Raw genomic sequence first — 26087 nt, forward strand, 5'->3', positions numbered from 1 at the left:
TCGCCCATGGCCACCTTCGACTTCCTCACCTACCGCGACCGGGCTCTGAGCCACGCCATGGCGAGCGGACTGTTCGGCAACGTCCTCGACCACGAGCCCACGTCCCAGCCGGGCAACGGGCTGACGTACGCGATGTGGGTGTCCGACGTGGCCCCGGTCGCGGCGGCCTCCGGTCTGGACGCGCTCTCGGGGCGCCTGGAGTTGATGGGCCGGGTCCTGCATCCGGCGGACGCCGAGCCTCAGGGCGAGGTGGATACGGCCGTGACCGGGGCGGTGTCGGCGCTCTTTGCCGCGTACGCAGGGGACTTCGAGTTCGGCGGCAACGTCAAGAACGTCGACCTGCTCGGCATGCACGGCGCGGGCCTGCGGGCGCGGTTCGGCTACACGAGCTTCACCGGCGGTGCGACATACCGGGTGGCCACACTCACCGTGCCCCTGATCATCAACGACCTGTGGGAAGAGGTGGCATAGGTGGCCAAGTCCAGCGGGTTGGGCGACAACCTGTACATCGCCGGGCACAACGCCTCCGGCGACATCCAGCAGCTCGGCCGGATCGGCGGCGGCCCGGCCCTGCTCAACTTCACCGGCATCGACAAGAGCGCGTACGAGCGCAAGGGCGGTCTCCGCGACGGCGCGTTCGAGATGACCACCTTCTTCAACCACGACTCGGTCTCCCCGGCCACACACGAGACGCTGTCGGCGCTGCCGCGTACGGACGTGATCCTCACCTACTGCCGGGGCACGACACTCGGCGATCCGGCCGCCTCGCTCGTCGGGAAGCAGGTCAACTATGACCCGACGCGCGGCGACGACGGCATGCTCACTTTCGGGGTGTCAGCCCAGGCCAACGGCTACGGCATCGAGTGGGGGCGCCAGCTGACCGCAGGCGTGCGGACGGACACCGGCGCGACCAACGGCGCCAGTATCGACACGGCCGCGTCCGCCGCGTTCGGGGGCCAGGCGTATCTCCAGGTGTTCGGGTTCACGGGCACGGACGCCACGGTGAAGATCCAGGACTCGGCGGACGATGCGTCGTTCGCTGACGTCGCGTCGTTCGCCTTCACGCAGATCACTGCGGGGCCGACGACTGAGCGGATCGCGCTCTCCAACACGGCGACGATCCGCCGCTACGTGCGCGCCGTCACGGTGACCACCGGCGGGTTCTCGTCGCTCTCCTTCGCCGTGAACGTGATCAAGAATGAGGTAGCGGGAGTGGTCTTCTGATGAGCGCCGAACTGTTCCGGCCCGAGCCGCTCATGCCGCCGCAGGCCTACAAGACGTACGAGATGCGCTCCCCGCTCTCCAGCCACTTCCGGCACGGGACGTGTGCGGAGGCCGAGTGCCCGCACTTCATCAACGGCTGGCGCGTACATATCGAAGCGCTCACGCCCGACCTGCTCCGGGCCGCGCGCGCGTCGGGCCGCCGGTACCGCGAAGAGCACGTCGCCGAGGGCCACACCTACCTCGTGTTCGAACCGGGACAGGCCTGCTTCCGCGCTTCGCAGCACCGCGTACGCGTCGACCGGCCGCCGCTGTACCTCGTCCGCGACGGCGACCACCGCGGGAACCCGCGCGGCACGAAGGCCCGGCTGCACCAGCGGCCAGAGCACTGGATCGAGGACTTCGCCGAACACCAGCAGCGGCTCGCCGAAGAAGTCGGAAAGGGCTAAGCGCGAACGTGTCCAGCACCACAAGGGGATTGAGAGGAGGCGAGTCCAAGTGGCTAAGCAACTCAATAGAATTGAGCCATGCCGTCCGAGTCGAAGCGCTGCTCTAAGTGCAGCGTCGTCAAATCGCTGCTCGAATTCTCCAAAGCCCCCCGCGGGCTACACGGGCGCAAGTCGTCCTGCAAGGGATGCGATGCTGTACGGCATCGAGCGATCGTCGAAGCAGCCGGGCCTCGCCCTGACGGTAGGCGAAAGCCCCGGCGGCCACCCCTCGATCCGGCCGCGCTCAAGCAGTGCCGAAAGTGCGACGCCGAAAAGCCTCTGGCCGATTTCAGCCTGTCCCGAAAAGCCACAGAGACCACGAACGACGTCTACCGCAGTGACTGCAAGGTGTGCTGCTCGGAGCGCACGAAGCAGTGGTTCCGGGATAACCCAGGACGGGCCCAAGCGACCAAGCGTAAGGCGAACCTGGCCGCGAACTACGGCCTCACAGTCGCGGACTACGACGCCCTCCTCAAGAGTCAGGGCGGCGTATGCGCCGTTTGCGGTAAGGGCGAGCCGAAGTCTCACGGCCGGACCGGGAAGCAGTTCCGCCTGGCCGTGGACCATTGCCACAAGAGTGGTGAAGTGCGCGGCTTGCTTTGCCAGAAATGCAACCGGGCGATCGGACTCCTTGGAGACGATCCGGTGCTCATGCGGAAAGCGATCAGCTATCTGCTTCGCCACCGCAAGAACAGAGTTCCTTAACGGAGGGCGCAAGGAACTGCCCTCCATTCATCAAGGAGGGCAGTAGCTTTGGCGAAAAGCTCCGGATTGGGCCAGACGACACTCTCGGTCGATGACGCGGGCGGCACCGCGCGCGACATCCGTAACGACATCACGAACTGGCAGATGGCCACACCGCGCGGGGTGCAGGACACCACGGGCGTCGACAAGAGCGCGAACGAGCGGCTGCTGCTCCTCGCGGACATGTCTGTCACGTACAACGGCGTCTTCAACCCCTCGGCAAACCGGCAGCACGATGTGTTCAAGACCGTGCCGTCCACGAGCGTGGCGCGGACCTGCACGAACACCGTCAACGGCGTCACTCTCGCCGGTGAGCTGCTGTTCTCCGACTACCAGATCACCCGCGCCGACTCCGGCGAACTCACCTGGTCCGCGCCCGGTGCACTTGCCGACGGCACCGTACCGACCTGGGCCTGAGGGGCGTACGGCATGGGCTACAAGGCGAAGCGCAAGACGATCAACCTCCAGTTCGAGGCAGGCCACGACCTGCACGGTCTGGAGGTACGTCTGAGCGGCATGAGCATCGGCGAGTACCTCCAGTTCACCGGGTACGACGGCGGCGACGGCGAGACCGTCGCTGGGCTCATCGGCCGGTTCGGCGACCACCTCGTGTCCTGGAACCTCGAAGACGAAGATGGCGCGCCGGTGCCAGCCACACCCGCGGCCGTGCAGGAGCAAGACCACGAGCTAGTCCTCGCACTCGCCAACGCCTACGTGGACGCGCTGGCGGGGGTGCATAAGGCCGACCCTTTGCCGGAGAGCTCGCCCTCTGGCGAGCCGTCCCTGGTGGAGTCCGTCCCGATGGAAGCACTGTCACCGAGCCTCGCGAGCTGAAGCACGCGCGCTGGGTCCTGGATCTGTGCACCCGGTTCAAGTGTCTGCCCAGCCAGCTGTACGAGGAGGACTCCGACCTGCTGCGCCTGCTGGCGCTCGACGAACTCGGCGGCCGCGATGAGCGCGGAGGGGAGGTAGAGGATGTCTGACGACGTCACGATCACAGTCCGTGTCGGTGACCAGACTGCGGCCGGGTTCCGCGACATCAACGGGCGGATCAGGACGCTGGATGGGCGGTTCGCCACGGCGGCCGGCGGGATTCGGCGGTCGTCGTCGGGCATCTCTCGGGCGCTCGTGGATGTGAAGGCGTCGATGCTGTCGCTGGCTCCTGCTGCGGTGCCGGTGGCGGCGGCGATGGCGCCGATCGCGGCGAAGACGGGCGCGGCGGGGCTGGCGCTGGTGGCGTTCGGCGCGGCGCTGAAGCCGCAGATCTCGAATCTCCAGGATGTGGCGCAGGCTCAGGACAAGTACACGGACGCGGTCGACCAGTACGGCAAGCAGTCCAAGCAGGCGATGGAGGCGCAGCACGCGGTCGCGCAGACGCTGCGGTCGATGCCGAAGGAGACGCAGCGCGCGGCGGTCGCCTACGGGATGTTGCGGGAGGAGACGCGGGCCTGGTCGGACGACATGGCGCGTTTCACGATGGCGCCGGTCGAGAAGTCGTTCGCGGTGCTGGGTCAGGTGGTGCCGAAGCTGACGCCGATGGTCAAGGGCGCGTCGACGGAGTTGGACCGGCTGGTCACAGTGGCTGGCGGTGGCGTGAACACCGCGGCGTTCGACGCGCTGTCGGAGAAGGTGTCCGCGTTCTCGAACACGGCCCTGCGGGACGCGACGGATCGGGCGATTCACCTGATGCGGGTGATGTCGGAGGGCGACGCGTCCGGGCCGGTGGCGCAGTTCTTCGAGTACGCGCGCGAGCAGGGTCCTGCGGTCCGGGAGTTGCTGTCGAGCGTGGCGCAGGCGGCCGGGAATCTGGCGCAGGGTGCGGCGGAGGCGGGGCCGGGGCTGCTGACGGTGGTGAACGCGCTGGCGAGCATGGTGGCAGCGGTGCCACCGGAGGTGATCGGCACGCTGCTGCAGGTGTACGCCGCGTTCAAGTTGATCACACTGGTTGGTGCGGGTCTCGCTGCCACGGGTGTTGCTGCGGGCAGCCTGGCGGCGCGGGTTGGGGTCCTTCAGGCTGCTTTTGTGGCCGCGGGCGGTGGTGCGGCGGGGTTGCGTGCGGCGTTCCTGTCGCTGGGTGCGGCGGCGCGTGCTTCGGTGGTTGTGGCGGGTATTGCGGCGGTCGTCGTGGCGGTGAACAAGCTGTCCAGCCTGGGCCGTGAGGCGCCGCCCAATGTGGATCGACTCACGACATCTCTTGGCAAGCTGGGGAATTCGGGCAAGATCGGTGGGGAGGCTGCCCGCCTCTTTGGGGCGGATCTGGATGGCCTCTACGACTCGATCCGCTCGGTGAGTGACCCGGCCCTGATCGACACGGTGCAGCAGGGCTTGGTCAAGCTCTTCACACTGGGGATGAAGGATTCGACGCCGGTTGAGGAGGCTAAGGAGAAGCTCTCCGCGATCGACGAGGCACTGACGAACTTGGTCCGGGGCGGCAAGGCGGAACAGGCTGCGGCTGCGTTCGACATTCTGAAGAAGAAGTACCGCGAGGGCGGCGGAGACGTCGCTGATCTCAAGGAGAAGCTCGAAGGCTACCGGGGTGCCCTGGAGGATCAGGCGTTCGAGCAGCAGTTGGCGGCTCAGTCGATGGGCCTGTTCGGGCAGCAGGCGCTGGCTGTGCAGGAGAAGCTGAACGCGCAGAAGCAGAGCGCCGATGGCCTGCGACAGAGCATCCAAGCTCTCAACGACGTGCAGCGGGGCGCTTCGGGTGCGATGGCGGCGTTCGAGCAGTCCATCGACGATGCGGCGAAGGCGGCCGGGGAGAACGGCGGTGCGCTGCGGATGGTCGGCGGCCACCTGGACCTCAACTCGAAGCAGGCCCGTGCCGCTGAGGCCGCGCTGCGTGGGCTCGCGCAGAACACGGATGCGGCGACGTCGGCGGCGCGTGAGGCGGGTGAGCCGTGGTCGCGGGTCAATGCGATCTATTCGCGGGGCCGTGGGGAGTTCATCAAGGCTGCGCAGGCGATGGGGCTGTCAGAGGGGCAAGCTCGTTCGCTCGCGAAGACGATGATGCGCATTCCGGGATCCAAGAAGATGAAGATCCAGATGGAGCGCGAGGACGCGATCGCGGGCCTGAACTCGGTGATCCGGAAGATCAAGGCAACGCCGGGCAGCAAGTCGGTGACGGTCAAGACGTTGTCCGCGTCTGCGATCAAGGCGTTGGAGTCGGTCGGTTTCAAGGTCCGCCGACTCCCTGACGGACGCCTGTCCGTGACTGCACAGACGGGCTCTGCGCTGTCCAACATCCGTGAGGTGCAGGGCGCGCGGGACCGGCTGTCGTCGAAGTCGATCACGATCACGACGCGCCGGTTGACGATCTCCGAGCACGTCCGCAAGGAGATTCGCACGACGGCGGACGCGGTGAAGCGACAGGCGGACAGCTTCCGGGCCCGCGGCGGGCCGGTGCGCGGCTACGCGGGCGGGGGCGAGATCCAGCACTTCCCCAGTGGTGGTCTCGTCGAGGGTCCTGGTACTCCGACGTCGGATTCGATCTTTGCGACCTTCGGGTCCGGTGCGGCGGCGGGCGTGTCGACGAGCGAGTACGTCATCCAGGCGCGCGCCGTGCAGAAGTACGGGGTCAAGCTCCTCGACGCCCTGAATGAAGGCCGGTTGAAGATCGCGGGCCTGCGGAAGGGCGGGCTCACGAAGGCCCAGCGGGCGGAGCGTGCGCGCGAGGCCGCGCGGGTTCGGCGTGAGGCGCGGGGTCAGCTCTGGGATCAGTTCGGGATCTCGCATTTCGGTCGGAAAGCTGGATACCAGCGGGATCCATTTGAAAAGGCCCTCGGTGCACCATCTGACTTGGGCAGCTTGGTGTCGTCGCTGAATCAGGCGCGGGGCACGATCAAGAGGGCGACGGAGGGCGGGACGGAGCGGCGGCTGCTGCGGGCGCTGGACTCGGCGGGCAAGGGCCTGATCAAGCACGAGAAGGCGCTGACGAAGGTCAACGCATCGCTGGACAAGGCGAAGGACAAGCTCAACGACCTGCGGTCGAGTGCCTCCCAGCTCCGGGAGTCCGTACGCTCCGGGGTGCTCTCGTCGGCGGGCATCGTCCGCGGGGGCGGGCAGCAGGATGGGAAGCCGATCACGACGGCGTCCATCATGGGCGGCCTGGTCCAGAGCCGCGACAAGGCGACCGCGTTCGCCGGGGCCCTGTCGGCGTTGAAGAAGCGCGGCTTGGACAAGGGTCTGCTGCGGCAGATCGCGGAGGCCGGGATCGAGGGCGGCGGCCTGGACACGGCCGGGGCGCTGCTACGGGCGTCGCCCTCGGAGATCAAGTCGATGAACGCGCTGCAAGCTCAGATCGCGAAGGCAGCACTGGCCTCCGGGAAGACCGCGGCGGACGCGTTCTACGGGGCGGCGATCAAGGCGCAGGAGCGGCTGGTCAAGGGCCTTCAGAAGCAGCAGGACAAGCTGGAGAAGACCATGGCCCGGCTGGCGAAGGCATTGGAGAAGACGATCGCGCGCGGGCTGCGGGGCCGGAAAGCCGCCGGGGGCATCGTGGGCGCCGCCGCGTCGGGAGGTGTGCGTGGCGGTCTGACGTGGGTGGGCGAGGAGGGTCCGGAGCTGCTGGACCTGCCGGTGGGCTCGCGGGTGCGCTCGAACCCGGACTCGCGCCGCCTGGCCGCCGCGTCGGGCGGGCGTCAGGGGCCGATCGTTCTGGAGCTGCGGTCGAGCGGAAATGACATCGACGAGTTCCTTCTGAAGGTCTTGCGCCGTGCCATCAAGACGCGCGGCAACGACGTCCAACTCGTCCTCGCCGGACGCACAGCCTAGGGAGCCGAATTGCCGTTCATCACCTGGAATGGGCCCGCCCCGACCACTGCCGCGCAGGCAGCAGTGTCGACTGGCACGGCCATCAAGACGATGCTTCAGCTGGCCACACCGTCAACTCGGCAGATCATGCTGCTGGAATGGGGGTTCACCCTCGACGATGTGCCCGGCGCGGACGGCGTGATCGAGCTGCTCCAGACGGACGTAGCGGCGACCGTGACCGCGCACGTGGCTGCTGGGGTGCAGAACCTGGATCCCAACGGCGCGGCCAGCCTGCTGACGCTCGGTACTTCGGCGACGGGCTACACCGCCTCGGCCGAGGGGACGACGACCGCCTCCCGGGTGTTCGACTCGGTTGCGCTGTCGTCGACGTCGGGTGAGTCCCCTCTGACGTACACCCGCCAGTGGATGCCGGACACCAGGCCGATCGTCGCGGTGAGCAAGTTCCTGCGGGTGCGGGCCACGACGCCGACGGCGGGCGTGGACATGCGCTCCTGGGTGATCTTCCAGGAGGTGGGCTGACCGGTGCCTGTTGCCCCGCTCGTCGCGGCGTTCAAGCGTCGTCTCGTCAGTCTGCCCGGGCCCGCGCGGTCGTCTGGGGAGGCGTCGAATGGCGAGCCGGTGCAGGTCGAGCTGTGGGTGAGCGGCGAGTGGGTGGACATCACCGTCACGGGCCACGTCCTGGTGCGCGACGACGGCGGTCAGATCCGGATCACGCGTGGAATTCGGGATGAGGGATCACAGACGGAGCACGCCATCGCGCAGCTCCAGTTGAAGAACACCGATGGCCGGTTCTCCCCGCGGAACCCTGCGGGCCCGTACTACGGGCTGATCGGGCGCAACACGCCGATGCGGGTCTCAGTGCCGGACGGGCTCGGCGGCAAGGGCTACCGAATCTGGGGCGAGGTCTCCAACTGGGCGCAGGGCTGGGACACCAGCGGCAACGACGTGTGGACGGACGTCGAGGTGAGCGGCATCATCCGGCGCCTCGCGCAGGGCCCGGCGCCGGAGCGCTCGGTGATCTACAACGCGGTCACGGACCCGCTCTCGTCGCGGGTGGTGGCGTACTGGCCGTGCGAGGACCCGGCGGAGTCGACGCAGCTCGCATCGGCGCTCGTCTCTGGGTCGCCGATGCGGTGGACCGGCACGCCGGCACCCGCGGTGTACGACGGCATCAAGGCCAGCGACCCGCTCCCGGATCTGACGGCGGGGTCGCTGTCCGGTGGTGTGGCCCGCTACGACGAGCCGACGGCGACGCAGGTGCGCTTCCTGGTGTCGATCCCCGCGGATGGCCTCTCGGACGGCAAGGTCATCTGCACGATCGACCAGTTCGACTACAGCCCGGGCTCGGCGCAGGCCTGGGAGCTGGCGTACATCGCGAGCACGAAGAGCGTGGAGCTGACGCAGCTCGATTCCGACGGCCTGGTGCTCGGTGTGTCTCTGCCGCACACGTTCGACGTGCGGGGGCGGCAGCTGTACGTGTCGATCGAGCTGGCGGAGTCGGGGGCGGACGTGCTGCGGGCGCTGCGGCTGACGGACGTGGCTTCGGGGACGGTGTACAGCGTCACGGACACGGCGTTCGTGACGCAGGTGTCCCGGGTGACGCGGGTGAGCTTCGGGCTGGCCAGCCGGTGGAACGTCGGCGTCAGCGCGTATCTGCCGGGCGTGGCGATCGGGCACGTCACCGTCGAGACCGCGATCACCGCCACAACGGCGCTCGGCGTGCGCCTGAACCCGATCGGCGAGACCGCGGGGCGCCGAATTCAGCGGCTGTGCGGCGAGGAGGCCATCCCGGTCGACTGGGTCGGGGACCTGGACGACACAGTGGAGATGGGCGCGCAGGGCCGGAGCAACCCGTTGACGCTGATGCGAGAGTGCGTCGAGGCCGACGGCGGGATGCTCTACGAGAACCAGGCCGTGCTCGGCTTGGGCTACAGGACCAGGGCGTCGCTCTACTCGCAGGACCCGGCGCTGGTGCTGGATTACTCGGCGTATCAGCTCGCTCAGGTGCCGGTACCGGTGGAGGACGACCAGCGGACCCAGAACCGCGTCACGGTGACGGTGAACGGGGTCTCGCAGACGTACGAGGAGACCGAGGGCGCCCTGTCGACGGCGCTGCCGCCTGCGGGCGTGGGTGTGTACGGGACGGACGTCCAGCTGAACCTGAGCAGCACGGACGTTGCTGTACTGCGGGATCAGGCGGCGTGGCGGGTGCACTTGGGCACGGTGGACGAGGCCCGGCATCCGCAGATCTCGGTGAACCTCTCGCATGCCTCGTTCGTCGCGAACCCGGCGCTGAAGCAGGCCGTGCTCGCGCTGCGGCAGGGCGACCGCGTGCAGGTCCAGAATCCGCCGTCGTGGCTGCCGCCGGACACGATCGACCAGCTCATCCTCGGCGCCGAGGAGACGATCACCCACTTCGAGCACCGACTGACCTTCACGTGCGCGCCTGCCTCGCCGTACACGGTGGGCTACCTCGACAGCCCCGACTCCCGCATCGACACCGACGGCTCGGAGCTGCTGTCGGCCGTGTCATCGGGGGCGACGTCGCTGGTGGTGGTGCCGTCGGCTGGGGAGTCGACGCTGTGGACGACGGACGCGGCTGAGGGGCCGTGGGATATCCGGGTGGGCGGCGAGGTCATGCGCGTGACGGCGGTGTCGCCGTGGCTGTCGGACACGTTCAACCGGACGGTGTCGAACAGCTGGGGCAGCGCGGACACGGGGCAGGCGTGGTCGACGGGCGGCGGGACCGCGGCGGACTACGCCGTCGGCAGCAATGTGGGGTCGCACACTCTGGCCACGGTGAACGCGTCGCGCCGCAGCTTCACCGAGGTGGTCTTCACGGACTTCGACTACTACGTCGACGTCGCCAGCAGCGCGTTGGCGACGGGCGGTTTCCTGTCGGGCGGGCCGACGGGCCGGTACATCGACAGCGACAACCTGTACATGGCGCGTGTCGAGTTCACTACGTCGAACACGATCATCCTGACAATCCGGAAGCGCGTCGGCGCGGTGGAGACGGCGCTGGGCTCCTACACCCTGCCGGACACGTACGTCGCGGGCACGTACTACCGGGTGCGTTTCCAGGCGCGCGGCGCGTCGCTGATGGCCAAGGCCTGGCCTGCGACGGACCTCGTGGAGATGCCCGGATGGCAGGTCTCTGTGACGGACGGGTCGATCACGACGACCACGTACGCCGGGGTGCGGTCGATCTCGTCGTCCTCGAACACCAACGTCAACCCAGTGATCCGCTACCAGAACGCGCGGATCGTGAATCCGCAGACGTTCACCGTGACCCGGTCCATCAACGGCGTCGTCAAGGCCCACAGCGCGGGCGCGGACGTGCGCTTGGCCAACCCGACGATCCTCGCCCTGTAAGGAGGCTGCACTGTGCCTGAGTCCTATCCGACACCGCTCGCTGGCCAGCGGATCAGGGCGTCGCTGATTCGGTCGATGCAGCCGCAGACCGTGCGGAAGACCGCGGATGAGAGCAGGTCAGCGACGACGACGTTCGCTGACGACACGCACTTGGTCTTCCCCGCCGAGGCCGCCGCCGTCTACACGATGGTGGGCTGGATCAAGTACTTCACGGACCCCACCCCGGATATCAAGATCCAGTTCGCGGTGCCGTCGGGCTGCCTCGGCGAGTGGGCGTGGCTCATGCCCGGCTCCGGCACCGGTGCGAGCGGGACGGGGGGCTACTCGATCCGCACCGAGACCAACGACGTCGCGGCGTTCCGGACCGGCTACGGCACCAGCGACAGCACGCACTTCACCCCGGTCAGTGGCCTGTTCCGGATGGCCTCGACTGCGGGGAACATCGCGCTCCAGTGGGCTCAGAACACCTCGAACGCGACCGCGACCACGCTCTACACCGACAGCTGGCTGACGTTCCAGCGGATCGCCTGAGGAGGCCCCTATGCCCATCGTGACCGAGCGCCGGGAGAGCGCGCAGTACGACGGCACCAACGGCGCGTCGCTGGCGACCGAGTTCCTCGACGGCTACACCGTGTTCGCCGACGACGGGAGCGCGCTCGTCCTTCGGGACGGCGAGGGGTCCCGCAAGACGATCCCGCTGAACGGCTGGGTCGTGCGGGACTCGGGCCGCTCGCTGGTCTGGTACGGGCCTGCGGCCGCGTACGGGACCCGGTGGGTGGTGGTCTCGCCATGACCCGCGCGCCGCGCTCCTGCCCCACCAGCACGACCGAGGAGGCCGTGAGATGGCCAAGCCGATGACCCCCGCGCAGTTCGCCGACGTGCTCCAAGACGAGGGCGTCACCGTCGTCGAGGTCGGCGACTGGGAGCACCACAACCGCAACCACAAGGGCCCCTGGGGGCCCGTGCACGGGGTGATGATCCACCACACCGTCACGTACGGCACCGACCGCACCGTGCAGCTCTGCCGCACCGGGCACTCGGCGCTGCCGGGCCCGCTGTGCCACGGCGTCATAGCCAAGGACGGCCGCGTGCACCTGGTCGGCTACGGCCGGGCGAATCATGCGGGCCTGGGTGACGACGACGTGCTGCGCGCGGTCATCGACGAGCGCGCGCTGCCCGCGGACAACGAGGCCAGCGTCGACGGGAACCGGCACTTCTACGGCTTCGAGTGCGAGAACCTCGGTAACGGCTCGGACCCGTGGCCCGCGCCGCAGTTGCTCGCGATCGAGCGGGTGGCCGCGGCGATATGCCGTCATCACGGCTGGTCGGCGCGCTCGGTGGTCGGGCACCTGGAGTGGCAGCCGGGGAAGATCGACCCGCGCGGGTTCGGGATGGCGTACATGCGGGCTCGGGTGGCGGACCGGCTGGAGGGGACGGGGCCGGGGCCGTCGCTGCCGGCGCCGCGGCCGCCGGAGGTGTCGCTGTCGAAGCTGATCAAGGCGGCCAAGACAGACCCGGCGAAGTCGGGCGCACCGGTGACGTACCGCGGGGTGGCGGTCGTGGAGACCGCGCTCGTCGACGCCGGACTGCTCGCGAAGGCTCGCTCAGACGGTCACTGGGGCACGGCGACGCTCACTGCGTACGCGCGCTGGCAGAAGCTGTGCGGCTACTCAGGGGCGGCCGCCGACGGAATACCGGGCTCGAACTCGCTGCGTCGGCTCGGTGCCAAGTACGGCTTCGCGGTCGGCGCGTAGCCCAAATCACCAAGGAGAACGCCATGAAGATCTTCGGCAGAGAGCCCGTGTACATCCTCGCCATCGTCGCAATCGGCCTCAAGCTCGGCGCCGCGTACGGCCTCGACGTCAGCGAGGAGCAGCAGACCCTGATCAACGCCGTGCTGGCCTGCGCCGTGGCGGTGGCCTCGGCAGTCGTGCTGAGGAACGGCGCCGTCGGCGCGGCGATCCTCCAGCTCGCTTCCGCGCTGCTGGCGCTGTTCCTCGGCTTCGGCCTGGACCTGTCCGCCGAGGAGCAGGCGGGCTGGATGTCGTTCGTCGCCGCGGTGCTGGCGCTGTTCGAGCACCGTGAGGTGACGGCGCCGGTGCGGTCGCTGCCGTCGGAGGAGAAGGGCCCGCTCGGCCCGCGCGGCGGCACTGTCCAGGGAGCCTGATCCTGCCCCATGCGAGCGTCGGGGAGGTGGCATGGACGCCGCCATGGTCACGGCCATAGCTGCCCTGGTGGCGGGGCCGGTGGCTGCGGCGGCCGCCATGTACGGCCAGCGCGGCGCTAACCGGGCGGCTCGGGAGGGCAACGCGGTGAACGGGTTCAACAGCCTGACGGACCAGCTCCAGGAGGAGCGGACGGAGCTGCGGGCCGAGGTCGCGGCTCTGCGTACGGATCTGGCTGCGGAGAAGCTGGAGTCGGCGCGGCTTCGGCTTCTCGTGCAGCAGCTCGGGGGGACGCCGTGACGCGCGCGGAGAGCATCCTGTATCGCCGGAGGACGCTGCTGTGGATCACCGCCGCGCTCCTCATCATCGGCGGCGGCGTGCTGCTGTCGCTGGTGCTCATCCACCGCGAGACGAGCGCGCGGGAGGAGGCCATCTCCGAGGCGAACCTCCGAGGCGAGGCGGTGAGCACGCTGGCGGGTGACGTGCGGGCGCTGCGGGAGCAGGTCAAGGCCGAGGGGAAGACGCCGGTGGCGCCAGATCCGACGCGGGCGGTGGAGGATTTGCCGGAGCGGGCGGAGGTGCCGGTGCCGATTCCGGGGCCGCGGGGTCCTGCGGGTGAGCCGGGCAGGCAGGGGGCGTCGGGGCGGCCGGGCGGCGACGGCCGGGATGGGAGCGATGGGGCTGCGGGCCGGGATGGGAACGCCGGGGAGCCGGGCCCGAGCGGCGCGGCCGGGGTTCCGGGAGAGCCGGGTGCCGACGGCTCGGATGGGGCGGACGGCGCGGCGGGTCCGCCTGGTCCGGAGGGGCCGCAGGGTGAGCCGGGGCCTGCGGGTCCTCAGGGGGAGCAAGGACCAGCCGGTGAGGATGGCCGGGATGGGCAGACGTGCCCGGACGGGTACAGCCTGCAGCCGCCGCCTGATGATCCGGATGCGCTGGTGTGCCGCCGCGACGGCGCCCCCAGTCCCGACCCCAGTCCCGAGCGTCGTGGCCCCCAGGCGGCGCTCGATCCTTCTCGACGCCAGTACGCGTGATCGATGCCCCGGTCTCCGCCTTGTGCGGGGGCTGGGGCGTTTCGTCGTGTCTGGGGTCAGGCGGCGGTGGCGATGTCGGCGTGGACGGCGGCGGTCCATTCGCCGAGGAGGCGTTCGTATAGGGCTCGTTGGGCGGTGGTGAGTCGGACGCGGGGGTCGTGGCGGCGCCAGAGTGCGCGGATGTCCTCGTTCACGGCCGCAGCAGGGCGCACGGCGGCCCGAGGGCTGGGGGTGGGGGACATGCGACAAGCGTACGGGTCCGCGCCGACACCGCCAGCCCTGCTCTCCTGACGGTCAACGGCCCCTCCCCCGCAGGGGGAAAGGGGCCGCGGGCCCCACGTGACGCCCGGTCCAGTGGGGGTACCGTCCTGAGTGTCTACGTCAGAACGGAGCCCAGTATGCCCGAGAACCCTGACACCCTCCGCGGCCGTCTGCGCCGCGCCCGGAAAATCGCAGGCCTCTCACAGCGCGAGCTCGCCACAGCCGCAGGCCTGTCCGCGTCCCTCATCCAGAAGGTAGAGCAGGGAGAACGCACCGACATCCGCCTGGAAACCGCGCACGCACTGGCGCGTGCACTCGGTATCACGACGAGCCACCTCATCCCCCAGGAGACCCCGGCGTGGCAGCCTCCGCTGTCGTCGACCACCTGGCAGGCAGTCGTCGCAGCCCTCAAGGCGGCACCCGCTCAGCTACCGGAACCACCGACCCTGGACGGGGTCCACGGCGCTCTCGCAGGCGGGCGCGCGCTGTTTGCGACCGAGCAGTACGACAGTCTCGGGCACCTGCTCCCCGCGCTGGTCCGGGACGTCTCCGCGCTGGACGATGCCCCGAGCGGCCGCCGCCTGCGCTACCAGGTCATGAGCCTGTGCGTGTCCTATCTGGGCCAGGTGCGGCAGTACGGCGCTGCTGCGGACGCCGCGCAGTACGCCCTCGACGCGGCGACCGACGAGTTGGACGGCGGCGCTGCTGTGGTTGCGCGCTGCCAGCAACTGCTCCGGCAAGGGCAGTTGCATGTGGTGGCCGAGCTGGCGACGCGATGGGCTAGCGACGTCGAGCCGCGTATCTCCCAGGCCCGGCCGGAGGAGCTGGCGGTGTGGGGCGGGCTGCATCTGCGTATCGGCGCGGCGTCGGTACGCGACAACCGCAAGCCGGAAGCGAAAGATGCGCTGCGTTTGGCGCGGGTCGCTGCCGTGGCGCTCGGCCGGGAGGTCCTCACGGGCCCGGACCACCTGCGGCACTTCGGCCCTGCGACGGTGACGCAGCAGCGCGCCGAGCACGCGGCGATCCAGCGGCGCCCGGAACGAGTCCTGCAGTTGCACAAGGCAGTGCGGCAGTGGACGCCGGTGACCGGCGGCGGCCGATCGGGGCGGTACCGCCACCTGCTCGATGTCGCTGATGCCCACCTGAGGCTGCGGGATGAGAGCCAGTGCGTTGCCACGCTCCATGACATCGGGGCGGCGGCGCCGGAGTGGCTGGGGGCGCAGCGATATGCCCATGACATCGTGGGGCGTGTGGTGGAGCGGCGTCGTACGTTGACGCCTGAGATGCGGGAGCTGGCGGACCGCATGGGCGTTCTTGTGTGATCACTGCGTCACGGTGTGTGGTACTTCGGGGCGGGCGCGGGCCAAACTCTCATTGAGGAGGCGCACGCCCGCTCTCTAGCGTTCAACATATGACGCCCGTCACATCCAACTCTTACCGTGCCGCCATCGCCGCGTGGCTCGCCGAGGCCGACCCCAACCCGGCCAGCGTGTGGGCAGGTTGGGCAGAACAGGGCTTCGCCCTGCTCCCGCTCGGCCGCCACTTCGACGTGGTGCGCGTCCCGGCCGAGCGCATCCACGCCGCCGTCGGCAGCGACCAGCCGGAGGTCGTGGCCACAGCACTGCACGCTTGGCTCGAAGGCCCGGTGATCCGGGACCTTCGCAGCCCGCTCGGCCCGTACTACGTCCTCATCGCGCCCGGCGCCGCCTGGGACAGCGGCCCGGAAGAGAGGCTGGGAGAGGGCGCCTACCTCGGTGTCCCGTGCCTGGTCAGCGTCCCGCGCAGCACGGGCTGGATCGTCCACCCGAAGGCTCCGGGCAACGTGTGCGACGTCCGGCACCTGCGCACCCTGCTCGCGCTGGCCACCTCTCTGCGGGTGGTGGGCCGATGATGACCGCCGGACTGTCCCCGCTGGAGGCCCGCGCCGAGCGCGCGTACCTCAGGCTGCTGGACCACCTGCGCACCTGCCCCTCATGCGGCACGGGATGGACAGGGCCGCCACCCTGCCGCGGGGCCCACTACCTGCGCCGCGACCTGCGCGCCGCCCGAAAGGCCGCACTCCTCGACCGCCGCACGGGCCGGGCGGCCCGGTGAGCGACCCCGCCGTCGTCGCGAGCCTGCTCCTGACCGTCGTAGCGCGCGGCCCCGCCCTGACCATCACGCAAGCCCAGGGCAACGCCTGCGTCTGGTGCCCACGAGCGCTGCACAGCGGCGACGCCGTCAGCCTCGGCGGCGACCCCTACTGGTGCCCCCGCGCCTGCCGGGCCTGCCACACCGCCCACACCCGGGCCATGGCGACGTACACCGACTGGAACGACCACCTCCTCCGCTGCCCGGAATGCCGCGAGGACAAGCCCTGCCCCTTCCCGGCCGCGCTGCGCGCGGCGCACGTGGAGGCGCGGCGCCGGGCCGGGCGGCCGAAGGTGTGGTGCCTGCACTGCCTGAACACGATGACGCCCCTTGAGGTGTGGCGGCCGCATCTCTGGCAGAGCGCGCGCGGGCCGGAGATCAGCTACATGCACACCGGAGCGTGCCCGCAGTAGAGACCCCGCGGCCTCGTCAGCGGACGAGGTCGGCGAGAGGGACGCCGAGGGCGTCAGCGATGCGGATGAGGTTGTCCAGCCGCGGGCTGGCCTGCGCCGATTCGATCTTTCCGATGGCCTGACGGTCTAGACCCGCGCGCTCGGCCAGCGTCTCCTGCGTGAGGTTCGCGTGCATGCGGATGGACCGGATGCGGTCACCGACGGCTCGGCGGACAGCGAGGACCCGAGCGGACGGTGGGGCTGGCACCGCTCCACATTTGTCGGATCATGATGGAGAGTCTGCATCTCAGACCGTACATTTTTCGATCAAGCTCCCCGCCGCCCGCTTGGAGAGGCAGTGCGGCGGGAGAGAGGGTGGCCGTGCGGTACGGCGTGCGGCCACCCGCAGAGAGTGCGGCCCCTCCCGGGTACCTCCGGACGGGGCCGCTTTCATGATCGCCTGCATCTCGGCCGAGCATGGGCCGAGCTAGCGATCTCCAAGCCCTCGAAACCAGCAAAGAGCCCCAGGTCTGATGCCTCTGACCTGGGGCCTAGTCGTAGACCGTGTGGGACTCGAACCCACAACCAATGGATTAAAAGTCCACTGCTCTGCCAATTGAGCTAACGGTCCTCGCCGACACGATGTCGGCGCACCCATGAGCATAGCCGGAGACCTTCCGGCATCCGATCGGGTATCGGATCCCGCTGTGCCGCGTCGCCCGGCGGAGGGCGTGAACCCTCCGCCGGGGGGCGGCTGTCGTGGTGGGGTGTCAGAAGACGCCCTTGTACGCGCCCCAGCTTCCGGTGATCTTCTTGCGGGACGTGAACGTGCCGTCGCCCTTGCCGTCGAAGCGGTAGAGGGTGCCGGTCTTGTGGCGGGCGAGCAGGTCGGCGCGGCCGTCGCCGGTGAGGTCGCCCGCGCCGACGACCGCGTCGTACGCGCTCCAGCCGGACGCCACCTCGGCCCGGCCCTTCAGCGTGCCGTCGCCGCGGCCGTCGTAGCGGTGGAGCGTGCCGTTCTTGTGCACGGCGAGGACGTCGCCGACGCCGTCGCCGTTCAGGTCACCGGCGCCGACCAGCTTCGTGTACGACGACCAGGCCGAGCGGATCTTCTTGCCGCGGGCCAGGCCGCCGTCGGCGGTGACCGCGAAGACGAGGACGTCGCCGGTGGCCTTCTCGCGCGCGAGCAGGTCGGCGCGGCCGTCGCCGGTGAGGTCGCCGGGCGAGGTCAGGACGTCGTAGGCGTTCCAGCCGGTGCCGCGCGCGGTGTGGCGGGTCGACGGGGCGAGCGGCATCCCGCACTTCGGCTGGTAGGCCCGCAGGGAGCCGTTGGGCATGCGGACCAGGACGTCGTTGCAGCGGTCCTTGCCGAGGTCGCCGACGGGCACGGCCAGCGTCTTGGCGGGCCAGCCGGGCGCCGAGGTCTTCCCGGCGAAGCCGCCCGCGCCGTTTCCGCTGTGGAAGGTCATCGTGCCCGAGGAGTTGAGGGTGAGCAGGTCGCCCACCCCTTCGGGCTCGTAGGGCAGCTCCGCGCCCGCGTAGTCGCGGCGCACGGCCTGGCCGCGGCGCAGCGCGACGGTGCCCGTGACCTTCAGCGGCTCCGGCGGTCCCGCGGCGGGACGCAGCGAAAGCGTCCACGCGTACGCCCCGTTGGGGAGGTAGCGCGTGCCCGGCGCCTTACGGTCGATGCCGTGCCAGTCGACGCTCAGGCGGCCCCGTACGGCGCCGCCCTCGTCCCTGTCCACGACGGCGCCCGTGGCCTTGTCGCGGACGGTCAGCTCCCAGCCGGACACGGGCCCGGACGGCACCACCGTGGTGAGCGTCCAGGGGGTGGCGTCCGCCTTGGTCGCGAACAACAGCTCGGTGTTCTCCGCCGGGGCCAGCAGCCTCAGCGGCCGCGTGGCCGTGCCGGTGGACACGACGTGCACCCGCTGCCGCGTGTCGGCGTACGCGGCGAATCCGCCGGTCTTGTCGACGGTCCAGCGCACATGGCGCTGCGAGAAACCGGTGTCGGGCAGCTCGCCGAGGCGCCGTGTGACGGCCTCGTCGCCGGTCACGGTCGTGAGCCGGAGTTCCCCCGCCTTCTTGTCGTGCGTGACGACGAACCCGTCGCCCAGGAGGGCCTCGCCCGCGGGGACGGGCAGCGACTTCTTCTTCGTACGGTCGTACACCCCGGCCGGGCCGTCCGCGCCGCAGCTCCAGTAGAGGAGGCGGCCCAGGGCCTGGAGCTCATCGGGCCTGCACGGGGCGTCGGTGGTGAGGCCCGGCGCGGGCTTCCTCGCCTCCAGGTCGTACGCGTCGACCGCGCCCGGGGTGCGGCCCGCGGTCCACAGCACGCTTCCCTCGAGGGCCGCGGCCCCTGGGGCGCGCTTCACGCCAGGGTCCACGTAGCCGTTGAGGGGGTAGACGCGCTGCTCACGGTCGGTCGTATAGACCACGTACTTCGTGGAGGTGTCCGTGAGGACGCCGCCCGCCGGGACGCTCCCCCCGTAGAAGCGCGCGCTGCCGGGTCCGTTCGCGGTGAGCCGGTCCCGGGTGCCTTCTCCCCGTGACACCCAGGCGATCCGGCCGTCGCTCAGGCCGTGGACCTGGCGGCAGCCCGCGTCGTCCGTACGGCAGAAGTCGCTGAGGGTGACATCGCCGTCCGGCAGGAAGCGGGAGCGGCTACCGACGTCAGGGGCGCCGCCCGAAGGACGGGCGCTCACCTCACGGACGTACGGGTGACGGCGGCCGCTCGACGCGTCGGCGGTGATGAGCCTGCCCTGCGCCAGGCTCAGGCCGGTGACCGGGGACGCCGGGCGGGGCAGCTCCTTGGCCACCGTCGTGACGGGCCGTCCGGTGGTGTCCGCCGTGATCCGCTCAAGGGCCCGCCCGCGCCCGTCCTCGCTGATGACGACGGCGGTGCCGCCGGGGCCGTTGGCGATGTCGGTGCGGTATGCCCGGTTCACCAGGGTCACGGGGTCGCCGCCGCCGATCGGGACCGCCTTGACCGTCGTCGTGACGCCGTCGTTGGGCATCAGGTACACCAGCCAGTCGCCCACGACCGCGAGGTCCTTGCCGGGGGCGAAGGCCGGGGCCTCCATCCGGGTCGGTACGGGCGCCGCGGACAGGTCCGCGGCGTCGAGCACCAGAGCGGTGGGGTCGTCGCGGCGGTACAGCGCGACGCGGTCCCCGGACGAGGCCGCGTGGTAGTCGGCGCCGCTGGGCAGGGGCGCCGATACGCCCTGGACCCGGCCGGTGCGCGCGTCGACACCGATCAGGCGGGCGGTGCCGCCCACCTCGCCCCGGAAGAACACCGCCGCCGCGTCCCCGCTCACCAGCTCACCGAACGCGCCGCCCTCGGGCAGACCGCTCACGGTGACGTCGCGGACGGCGCCGTCCTCTCCGAGGGTCAGCAGGTGATAGGGAGCCGCCGCGGCGGCGTTGGCCGGTGCCGTGGTCGTGACGACCGTCGAGCCGTACGCCTCCACGTACCGCTGCCCCTGAGGAATCCGCAGCGTGCGCGACGTGCGGTCCACGGCGTCCCACAGCTCGACCGCGTCGTCGGTCGGCCGCACGAGGGTGTCGCTGCCGGTGCCGCGGACGTCTTGCGAGGGCATGCCTTCGGGCACGGGGAACGTCTCGCCGTCCGCGTAGCGCGTCCAGACGAGGCCCCGGTGGCCCTCCAGCCGGTGGAAGACGCCCTTGGCGCCGATGCCTTCCGCTCCGCTTCCGTCGCCCGCGTCGAAGAGAGAGACGGTCACGTCGGTGTTCCGCACCGCCGCCGGGACCACCGTCTCGTTCTCCGGCGCGTCCGGCGCCGCCGATGCGGTGCCCGACAGCGGTCCGAGCGTCGCCGCGACGGCGGCGCACACGAGGGCGGCCACGCCGACGCGTCTGGCTCGGCGGCGTACGAAGGCATCACGATGCACGGGGTTCCCCTCCCTGGGGCCCGGCTCCCCACCGGGCCTGTGAACACAGGGCGAAGACAGTAGCAAGGTGCGCCGGCCGTGAAAGGAACACGGTCCGTAAACGGTCCGTCAATGGGGAAGGCCCCCACAGCAGTTGAGCTGTGGGGGCCTTCTTCGCTACTGCGACGGTGGCGGCGCGGCCGGGGTCACCGGCCGGGCGGCGTCAGCCGTTGCGCTTCCAGCGCGGCTTGTCGTCGCGGCGGCCGAAGGAGCCGCCGCCGCCGAAGGAGCCGCCGCCGGAGGGGCGGTGGTCGTCACGGCGGTTGTACGACGGGCGGTCGTGGCCGCCGGAGCGGTGGCCGCCGGCGGGGCGGTCGTCGCGGCGGTCGCGGTTGAACGGGCGGTCGCTGCCGCGGTGGCCGGAGGGACGGTCGTCGCGGCGGAAGCCGCCACGGTCGCCACCGCGGTCATCGCGACGCTCGAAGGAACGGCCACCACGGTCGAACCCACCGCGGTCGTCACGGCGGTTGTCGCGGTTGAAGCCGCCACGGTCGCCACCGCGGTCGTCACGACGGTCGCGGTTGAAGCCGCCACGGTCGTCACGGCGCTCGAAGGAACGGCCGCCACGGTCGTCACGGCGGTCGTCACGGCGGAAGCCGCCACGGTCGCCACCGCGGTCATCGCGGCGGTCGCGGTTGAAGCCGCCACGGTCGTCACGGCGGTTGTCGCGGTTGAAGCCGCCACGGTCGCCACCGCGGTCGTCGCGACGGTCGCGGTTGAAGCCACCGCGGTCGTCACGGCGCTCGAAGGAACGGCCACCGCGGTCGTCGCCACGGCGGTCGCGCTCGTAGTTGCCGCGCTCGTCACGCTGCGGGCGGCGCTCGGCGCGGTCCTCGTACTCGGCGCGGTCGGCGGCGGCCGACTGCTCCGGCACCGACGCGGCGGCCTCGGCCTCGGCGGTCGCCTTCTCGGCGGCCTCGGCCACGGCGGCCTCGGGGTCGTCGCCCCGCTCGCGCGCGGCGCGCGCCGTCAGGCGGTCGGCCTCCTCGCGCAGCTCGGTGGCGCGGCGCTGGGCGCGCTCCAGCTCCTTGGTGAGGTCGCGGACCTCACGCTCGGCCTGGGTGGCCGCGTTGCCCGCGGACTCGGCCTGCACCTCGGTCATGGAGCGGGCGCCGGTGATCTCGGCGACCTCCGGCTCGAAGGCGCCACCGCCGTTGATGATGTGACGCGAGGCGTCGACGCCCGCGTCCTCCATCAGGCGGAAGATCTGGCGGCGCTGGTGCGGCAGGGAGAGGGACACGACCGTGCCGGAGCGGCCCGCGCGAGCGGTACGGCCGGAGCGGTGCAGGTAGTCCTTGTGGTCGCCGGCCGGGTCCACGTTCAGGACCAGGTCGATGCCGTCGACGTGGATGCCGCGGGCGGCGACGTCGGTGGCGACGAGCGCGTTGACGTAGCCGTCCTTGAAGTCGGCGAGGGTGCGCGTGCGCGCGCCCTGCGTCATGCCGCCGTGCAGCGCGTCGGCCTTCACACCGGCGTCACGGAGCTGCTCCGCGATGCGGTCGGCGCCGAGCTGGGTGCGGACGAAGATGATGGTGCGGCCCTTGCGCGCGGCGATCGCGGCGGTGACCGGCGCCTTGTCGCGGGGCTTCACGATCAGGATGTGGTGCGTCATGGTCGTGACGGCGCCCTGGGCGGCGTCGACCTCGTGCGTCACCGGGTTGTTCAGGTAGCGCTTGACCAGCGTGGAGATCTCGTTCTCCATCGTGGCGGAGAACAGCATGCGCTGGCCGCCGGCCGGGACCTGGTCGAGCAGCTCGGTGACCTCGGGCAGGAAGCCCAGGTCGGACATCTGGTCGGCCTCGTCGAGGACGGCGACCTCGACGTTCTCCAGGGAGCAGGCGCCGCGGTTGATGATGTCGCGCAGACGGCCCGGCGTTGCGACGAGGATGTCGACGCCGCGCTCCAGGGCGTAGATCTGGTTGCCCATGGACGTACCGCCGCAGACGACCTTCATCTTCAGGCCGAGGACGTCGCCGTAGGGCTGGAGGGCGTCGGCGACCTGCATCGCCAGCTCGCGGGTCGGGGTCAGGATGACCGCGCGGGGCTTCTTCTTCTCGGTGTAGCCGTCGGCGAGGCGCGCCAGGGTCGGCAGACCGAAGGAGAGGGTCTTGCCGGAGCCGGTGCGGCCGCGGCCGAGGATGTCCTTGCCGGCCAGGGCGTCCGGGATGGTCGCGGCCTGGATCGGGAAGGGGGTGTGCACGCCGTTGCGGGCGAGCTTGCGGACGACGCCGTCGGGGAGGCCGAGGTCGGCGAAGGTGATGCCGCCCTCCTCGGTGTCCTCGGTGTCGTCCGCGGCGTCGGCGGAGGCCTCCGCGGCCACGTCAGCGGTGTCGGCGGCGGCCTCGGCGGCCTCCGTCACCTCGACGGGCTCAGCGGTCTCAGCAACCTCAGCGAGCTCAGTGGTCTCAGCGGCCTCGACAGCCTCAGGAGCCTCGGCGGCCTCGGCAGCCACGACGGCCTCGGCGGTCGCGAGGGCCTCGACGGCCTCGTCCTGGATCTGGGCAGCGTCGAGGTCAAAATTAGAAATGGACATGCGAAATGCGAAACCTTCCGGAGTCTCGGCACGCGCCCACAACTCCGTGATTTCGCAATGGACCGCCTCTATGCGGTCAGCCACGGCAAGGGAGAGTACGCGCCACGCGGCGCTCTTCTGTGTCGGCGCCGGGCAAATGGGATCAAACGATCTACCACCATACGCACCTTCCACCCCCCTTGGCAAATGCCCACCACAGCGGGGGTCTCCCAGGCCCGGCTCCCGGCCCGGCACCTGCCCGGCTCCGGCCCCGCTCCCGCCCGGCCTCACCCGGGCTCCGGACCCCGCTCCCGCCTACGCGGGCCCCGCCTCCGGTGACGGCTCCCCCTGGCTGGTGACCGGCCCCTCCGCCTCCCCGTGCGCTGACGAGGACGGCTCCGGAGTCGTCGGGTCCGGCGGCGTCGGCGTGGGCGGGTCGGGCGTCGGGTCCGGGGCCGGGACGCTGCGCGTGGGCCGGGGGCCCGGCTTGGTGCGGGTCGGCGTCGGCCGCCCGTTCCTCGTCGGCTCGACCGAGGCGGGGGCCGTGCCGGACCCGGCCCGCGAGGGCTTGGAGTCGGGCGATCCCTCGTCGCCCGGCTCCGCGGACGCGCCGCCCTCGCCCTTCTGGCCCTTCCCCTTGCCCTTGCCCTTCCGCTTGCCGTCGCCGTCCCCGCGGCCGCCGTCCCGGCCGCCGTCCCGGCCCTCGCCGGGCAGCACCGTGCCGCCGTCGGGCGCGGCGGCGCCCCCGCGTTCCCGCGCGGACTTCCCCGGGGCGGGCGCGCCGCTCCCGTCGTCGCCGATGCTCATGCAGCCCGCGGTCGCCGCGACGGCCACCACGGTCGCGGCCCATCGGACGGAAACGTAGAACTGGCGCACGGCCGAGCACCTCCGAGGCGCAAGGGGGAAGGGACGACCTGCCCAACTCCCGCGCCCCGCATGAGGACACGCGCACCGCCGCCCGGAGAGGAGCTCGGGCGTACCGAAGCCGTACCGGAGCGGACTCAGCCGTATCCGAGCGCGTGCAGCCGCTCGTCGTCGATCCCGAAGTGGTGGGCGACCTCGTGCACCACGGTGATCTCCGTCTCGGCGACGACGTCCTCGCGCGACTCGCACATCCGCAGCGTCGGCCCCCGGTAGATGGTGATCCGGTCGGGCAGCACCCCGGCGTACCACTCGCCGCGGTCGGTCAGCGGGGTCCCTTCGTAGAGCCCGAGCAGCTCGGGGTCGTCGCTGGGCGGCTCGTCCTCGACGAACACCGCCACGTTGTCCATGAGCCTCGTCAGCTCGGGCGGAATCCGGTCGAGCGCCTCGGCCACCAGTTCCTCGAACTCCTCGCGCGTCATCTCCAGCACGGGCCCATTGTCGACCGTCGATCACCGGCAGGCATAGCCACCTCTCCGCATGGGCATACGGGCCCAATGGGGCGCGACGTCACGGTCGTTCTGCGGCACCTGCGGAGCCTGCGCGGTGTCCCCATCACTCTCCTCCAGCGCATCCGCCCAGGTCACAGCGCACACCACGGCGCGTCCAAGGCCCGCGGCCGGAGCGTGCGGACGGCGCGCTCCCTGCCCGGGCTCACGCCCGCCCCGCACCCCTTCGGCCGCGCCCTCGGCCTGGTCACCGTCGTCGTGCTCGGGGCGTGGCTGGGGCTGCTTGTCGTCGGCAGCGTCCACACGTCCGTGGGGCCCATGGACACCCGAATGGCGCTGCGCCCCTCGCTCACCGGCGGCACGAAGGTCGACGTCTCGCCGCTGGGCGCCCTGGAACTGCGCTCGCACACCGCGCCCATCCGCCTGGACGTCGACGTCGACCGCCTGGACCCGGTGCGCTCCGAGGCCCTCGTCGACCACCCCGAGCGGCTCTCGGGGCTCCAGGAGGAGGTGGCGAGCGACGTCGCCAACGGCACCCTGAACCTGGCGGTCCGCTCCTGCGCCGCCGTCGTCGCGGGCGCCACCGCGCTCGGCCTCGCCGTCTACCGCCGCCCCCGCCGCGCGCTCGCCGCGGGCGGCCTGGCCCTGGCCCTCCTCGCCGCCTCGGGCATGGTCGCGTTCGCCACCTGGAACCCCAGGTCGGTCCTGGAGCCGAAGTTCTCGGGCCTGCTCAGCAGTGCCCCCTCGGTCGTCGGCAACGCCCGCAACATCGTCAGCGAGTTCGACGTCTACCAGCGGGAGCTGGCCCGCCTGGTGACCAACGTCACCAAGCTGTACGACGTGACGTCCACGCTCCCCGCGTACGAGCCCGACCCCTCCACGATCCGCCTCCTGCACGTCTCCGACATCCACCTCAACCCGGCCGGATGGAAGATCATCAACTCGCTGGTCGAGCAGTACGAGATCGATGTCATCGTCGACTCCGGCGACACCATGGACCACGGCACCGCCGCCGAGAACGCCTTCCTCGACCCCATCGAGGACCTCGACGCGCCCTATGTGTGGGTGCGCGGCAACCACGACTCGCGCACCACGCAGCGGTACGTGGAGAAACTCAGGAACACCCACGTCCTGGACGACGGCAAGCCCGTGGACGTCGCGGGCCTGCGCTTCGCGGGCATCGGGGACCCCGAGTTCACCCCCGACCGCTCGGCGAAGCAGGAGGGCCACCCGGCACAGGAGGTGGCGGGCATCACGCTCGCCTCGTCCCTGCGCGGCCAGGCCGCCGCGGGCCGTCCCGTCGACGTGGCGGTCGCGCACAACCCGGTGGCCGCGCGCGAGACGGACGGCACGGTGCCGCTGGTGCTCGCGGGCCATCTGCACCACCAGGAGATGGAAGTGATGGACAAGGGCACCCGGCTGCGGATCGAGGGCTCCACCGGCGGCAGCGGGCTGCGCGCCGTCGAGGGCGAGCACCCGGACCCCGTGGAGACCTCCGTGCTCTACCTGGACCGCGCCACCAAACGGCTCCAGGCCTGGGACGAGATCAAGCTCGGCGGGCTCGGCCTCACGAAGGCCGAGGTCAGCCGCCATCTCCCCAAGGAGAACCAGCCCGGCGCGAAGCCCACCACGCCCCCGCCCGCCCCGCCCCCGTAAACCGTTTTGGCGATCGGTCCCC

The 26087-nt window shown here is 70.9% G+C and carries 26 protein-coding genes and 1 tRNA gene; 20 read left to right on the plus strand and 7 right to left on the minus strand.

Annotated features, from left to right (window positions below; all coding sequences use genetic code 11):
- Window positions 1–6 precede the first annotated feature (6 nt).
- The 15 genes from AC07A4_RS25750 (at window position 7) to AC07A4_RS25820 (ending at window position 13794) form a co-directional block, all read left to right on the plus strand.
- Entirely contained in the window at window positions 7–471 is a 465-nt protein-coding gene (locus AC07A4_RS25750; protein WP_478602673.1) for a hypothetical protein, read from the plus strand.
- Window positions 472–1224, plus strand: coding sequence for a hypothetical protein (locus AC07A4_RS25755; RefSeq protein WP_478602675.1), 753 nt, complete (start codon window positions 472–474; stop codon window positions 1222–1224).
- On the plus strand, window positions 1224–1670 hold the full coding sequence (locus tag AC07A4_RS25760) for a hypothetical protein (protein WP_478602677.1): 447 nt from the start codon (window positions 1224–1226) through the stop codon (window positions 1668–1670). Before AC07A4_RS25755 ends, AC07A4_RS25760 begins: the two co-directional genes overlap by 1 nt.
- Window positions 1671–1748: 78 nt before the next feature.
- On the plus strand, window positions 1749–2414 hold the full coding sequence (locus AC07A4_RS25765) for an endonuclease VII domain-containing protein (protein ID WP_478602679.1): 666 nt from the start codon (window positions 1749–1751) through the stop codon (window positions 2412–2414).
- Window positions 2415–2480: 66 nt separating this feature from the next.
- The gene (locus tag AC07A4_RS25770) at window positions 2481–2870 is read left to right on the plus strand and encodes a hypothetical protein (protein WP_478602680.1); all 390 of its coding nucleotides are present in this window, start codon (window positions 2481–2483) and stop codon (window positions 2868–2870) included.
- Window positions 2871–2882: 12 nt separating this feature from the next.
- Window positions 2883–3287 carry a hypothetical protein gene (locus AC07A4_RS25775; protein ID WP_478602682.1) on the plus strand — a complete coding sequence of 135 codons (405 nt, stop codon included), beginning with the start codon at window positions 2883–2885 and terminating at the stop codon, window positions 3285–3287.
- A 141-nt stretch (window positions 3288–3428) separates the two neighbouring features.
- Window positions 3429–7223 (plus strand): phage tail protein, encoded by a 3795-nt coding sequence (locus tag AC07A4_RS25780; RefSeq protein WP_478602684.1) that lies wholly within the window; start codon window positions 3429–3431, stop codon window positions 7221–7223.
- A 9-nt stretch (window positions 7224–7232) separates the two neighbouring features.
- Window positions 7233–7742: a hypothetical protein gene (locus tag AC07A4_RS25785; protein ID WP_478602686.1), complete on the plus strand. Its 510-nt coding sequence runs from the start codon at window positions 7233–7235 to the stop codon at window positions 7740–7742.
- Between the two features lie 3 nt (window positions 7743–7745).
- Complete coding sequence (locus tag AC07A4_RS25790) at window positions 7746–10598, plus strand: hypothetical protein (RefSeq protein WP_478602687.1); 2853 nt, start codon at window positions 7746–7748, stop codon at window positions 10596–10598.
- A 12-nt stretch (window positions 10599–10610) separates the two neighbouring features.
- Complete coding sequence (locus tag AC07A4_RS25795; protein ID WP_478602689.1) at window positions 10611–11129, plus strand: hypothetical protein; 519 nt, start codon at window positions 10611–10613, stop codon at window positions 11127–11129.
- A gap of 10 nt (window positions 11130–11139) precedes the next feature.
- Window positions 11140–11391, plus strand: coding sequence for a hypothetical protein (locus AC07A4_RS25800; protein WP_478602691.1), 252 nt, complete (start codon window positions 11140–11142; stop codon window positions 11389–11391).
- Window positions 11392–11440: 49 nt separating this feature from the next.
- Window positions 11441–12352 (plus strand): N-acetylmuramoyl-L-alanine amidase, encoded by a 912-nt coding sequence (locus tag AC07A4_RS25805; RefSeq protein ID WP_478602693.1) that lies wholly within the window; start codon window positions 11441–11443, stop codon window positions 12350–12352.
- 23 nt (window positions 12353–12375) lie between these two features.
- Window positions 12376–12765 (plus strand): hypothetical protein, encoded by a 390-nt coding sequence (locus AC07A4_RS25810; protein ID WP_478602695.1) that lies wholly within the window; start codon window positions 12376–12378, stop codon window positions 12763–12765.
- 31 nt (window positions 12766–12796) lie between these two features.
- The gene (locus tag AC07A4_RS25815) at window positions 12797–13063 is read left to right on the plus strand and encodes a hypothetical protein (RefSeq protein ID WP_478602697.1); all 267 of its coding nucleotides are present in this window, start codon (window positions 12797–12799) and stop codon (window positions 13061–13063) included.
- The gene (locus AC07A4_RS25820; RefSeq protein WP_478602699.1) at window positions 13060–13794 is read left to right on the plus strand and encodes a collagen-like domain-containing protein; all 735 of its coding nucleotides are present in this window, start codon (window positions 13060–13062) and stop codon (window positions 13792–13794) included. The genes AC07A4_RS25815 and AC07A4_RS25820 overlap by 4 nt, the downstream gene beginning before the upstream one ends.
- 56 nt (window positions 13795–13850) lie before the next feature.
- Here AC07A4_RS25820 and AC07A4_RS25825 read toward each other — a convergent pair whose 3' ends face one another.
- On the minus strand, window positions 13851–14036 hold the full coding sequence (locus AC07A4_RS25825; protein WP_478602701.1) for a hypothetical protein: 186 nt from the start codon (window positions 14034–14036) through the stop codon (window positions 13851–13853).
- A gap of 156 nt (window positions 14037–14192) precedes the next feature.
- Here AC07A4_RS25825 and AC07A4_RS25830 point away from each other — a divergent pair, with 156 nt between their 5' ends.
- From AC07A4_RS25830 to AC07A4_RS25845, 4 genes are all read left to right on the plus strand, one after another.
- Entirely contained in the window at window positions 14193–15377 is a 1185-nt protein-coding gene (locus AC07A4_RS25830; RefSeq protein WP_478602703.1) for a helix-turn-helix domain-containing protein, read from the plus strand.
- Window positions 15378–15466: 89 nt separating this feature from the next.
- The gene (locus AC07A4_RS25835) at window positions 15467–15946 is read left to right on the plus strand and encodes a hypothetical protein (protein WP_478602705.1); all 480 of its coding nucleotides are present in this window, start codon (window positions 15467–15469) and stop codon (window positions 15944–15946) included.
- Window positions 15943–16149 carry a hypothetical protein gene (locus AC07A4_RS25840; RefSeq protein ID WP_478602707.1) on the plus strand — a complete coding sequence of 69 codons (207 nt, stop codon included), beginning with the start codon at window positions 15943–15945 and terminating at the stop codon, window positions 16147–16149. Before AC07A4_RS25835 ends, AC07A4_RS25840 begins: the two co-directional genes overlap by 4 nt.
- A complete protein-coding gene (locus AC07A4_RS25845) occupies window positions 16146–16598 on the plus strand; it encodes a hypothetical protein (protein WP_478602708.1) in 453 nt (150 codons plus the stop codon). The genes AC07A4_RS25840 and AC07A4_RS25845 overlap by 4 nt, the downstream gene beginning before the upstream one ends.
- 16 nt (window positions 16599–16614) lie before the next feature.
- On the opposite strand, the gene AC07A4_RS25850 is transcribed toward AC07A4_RS25845, so the two are convergent.
- The 6 genes from AC07A4_RS25850 to AC07A4_RS25875 form a co-directional block, all read right to left on the minus strand.
- A complete protein-coding gene (locus AC07A4_RS25850) occupies window positions 16615–16845 on the minus strand; it encodes a helix-turn-helix domain-containing protein (RefSeq protein ID WP_478602710.1) in 231 nt (76 codons plus the stop codon).
- Window positions 16846–17135: 290 nt separating this feature from the next.
- Window positions 17136–17208, minus strand: a tRNA-Lys gene (locus AC07A4_RS25855).
- Between the two features lie 139 nt (window positions 17209–17347).
- The gene (locus AC07A4_RS25860) at window positions 17348–20488 is read right to left on the minus strand and encodes an FG-GAP repeat domain-containing protein (RefSeq protein ID WP_478602712.1); all 3141 of its coding nucleotides are present in this window, start codon (window positions 20486–20488) and stop codon (window positions 17348–17350) included.
- Window positions 20489–20690: 202 nt separating this feature from the next.
- Window positions 20691–23060: a DEAD/DEAH box helicase gene (locus AC07A4_RS25865; RefSeq protein WP_478602714.1), complete on the minus strand. Its 2370-nt coding sequence runs from the start codon at window positions 23058–23060 to the stop codon at window positions 20691–20693.
- A 294-nt stretch (window positions 23061–23354) separates the two neighbouring features.
- Window positions 23355–23915, minus strand: a complete 561-nt coding sequence (locus AC07A4_RS25870; RefSeq protein ID WP_478602716.1) for a hypothetical protein — start codon at window positions 23913–23915, stop codon at window positions 23355–23357.
- A 125-nt stretch (window positions 23916–24040) separates the two neighbouring features.
- A complete protein-coding gene (locus tag AC07A4_RS25875; RefSeq protein ID WP_030685713.1) occupies window positions 24041–24391 on the minus strand; it encodes a metallopeptidase family protein in 351 nt (116 codons plus the stop codon).
- A 66-nt stretch (window positions 24392–24457) separates the two neighbouring features.
- Here AC07A4_RS25875 and AC07A4_RS25880 point away from each other — a divergent pair, with 66 nt between their 5' ends.
- A complete protein-coding gene (locus tag AC07A4_RS25880; RefSeq protein WP_478602718.1) occupies window positions 24458–26065 on the plus strand; it encodes a metallophosphoesterase family protein in 1608 nt (535 codons plus the stop codon).
- The last annotated feature ends 22 nt before the right edge of the window (window positions 26066–26087 follow it).

The sequence above is a fragment of the Streptomyces sp. NPDC043996 genome, from assembly GCF_056435225.1.

Excerpts from the sequence above, each read along its gene's own strand:
- AC07A4_RS25750 (WP_478602673.1), top strand. The coding sequence starts at position 7 with ATGGCCACCTTCGACTTCCTCACCTACCGCGACCGGGCTCTGAGCCAC.
- AC07A4_RS25760 (WP_478602677.1), top strand. The coding sequence starts at position 1,224 with ATGAGCGCCGAACTGTTCCGGCCCGAGCCGCTCATGCCGCCGCAGGCC.
- AC07A4_RS25765 (WP_478602679.1), top strand. The coding sequence starts at position 1,749 with ATGCCGTCCGAGTCGAAGCGCTGCTCTAAGTGCAGCGTCGTCAAATCG.
- AC07A4_RS25775 (WP_478602682.1), top strand. The coding sequence starts at position 2,883 with ATGGGCTACAAGGCGAAGCGCAAGACGATCAACCTCCAGTTCGAGGCA.
- AC07A4_RS25780 (WP_478602684.1), top strand. The coding sequence starts at position 3,429 with ATGTCTGACGACGTCACGATCACAGTCCGTGTCGGTGACCAGACTGCG.
- AC07A4_RS25800 (WP_478602691.1), top strand. The coding sequence starts at position 11,140 with ATGCCCATCGTGACCGAGCGCCGGGAGAGCGCGCAGTACGACGGCACC.
- AC07A4_RS25805 (WP_478602693.1), top strand. The coding sequence starts at position 11,441 with ATGGCCAAGCCGATGACCCCCGCGCAGTTCGCCGACGTGCTCCAAGAC.
- AC07A4_RS25810 (WP_478602695.1), top strand. The coding sequence starts at position 12,376 with ATGAAGATCTTCGGCAGAGAGCCCGTGTACATCCTCGCCATCGTCGCA.
- AC07A4_RS25815 (WP_478602697.1), top strand. The coding sequence starts at position 12,797 with ATGGACGCCGCCATGGTCACGGCCATAGCTGCCCTGGTGGCGGGGCCG.
- AC07A4_RS25825 (WP_478602701.1), bottom strand. The coding sequence starts at position 14,036 with ATGTCCCCCACCCCCAGCCCTCGGGCCGCCGTGCGCCCTGCTGCGGCC.
- AC07A4_RS25830 (WP_478602703.1), top strand. The coding sequence starts at position 14,193 with ATGCCCGAGAACCCTGACACCCTCCGCGGCCGTCTGCGCCGCGCCCGG.
- AC07A4_RS25835 (WP_478602705.1), top strand. The coding sequence starts at position 15,467 with ATGACGCCCGTCACATCCAACTCTTACCGTGCCGCCATCGCCGCGTGG.
- AC07A4_RS25840 (WP_478602707.1), top strand. The coding sequence starts at position 15,943 with ATGATGACCGCCGGACTGTCCCCGCTGGAGGCCCGCGCCGAGCGCGCG.
- AC07A4_RS25865 (WP_478602714.1), bottom strand. The coding sequence starts at position 23,060 with ATGTCCATTTCTAATTTTGACCTCGACGCTGCCCAGATCCAGGACGAG.
- AC07A4_RS25880 (WP_478602718.1), top strand. The coding sequence starts at position 24,458 with ATGGGGCGCGACGTCACGGTCGTTCTGCGGCACCTGCGGAGCCTGCGC.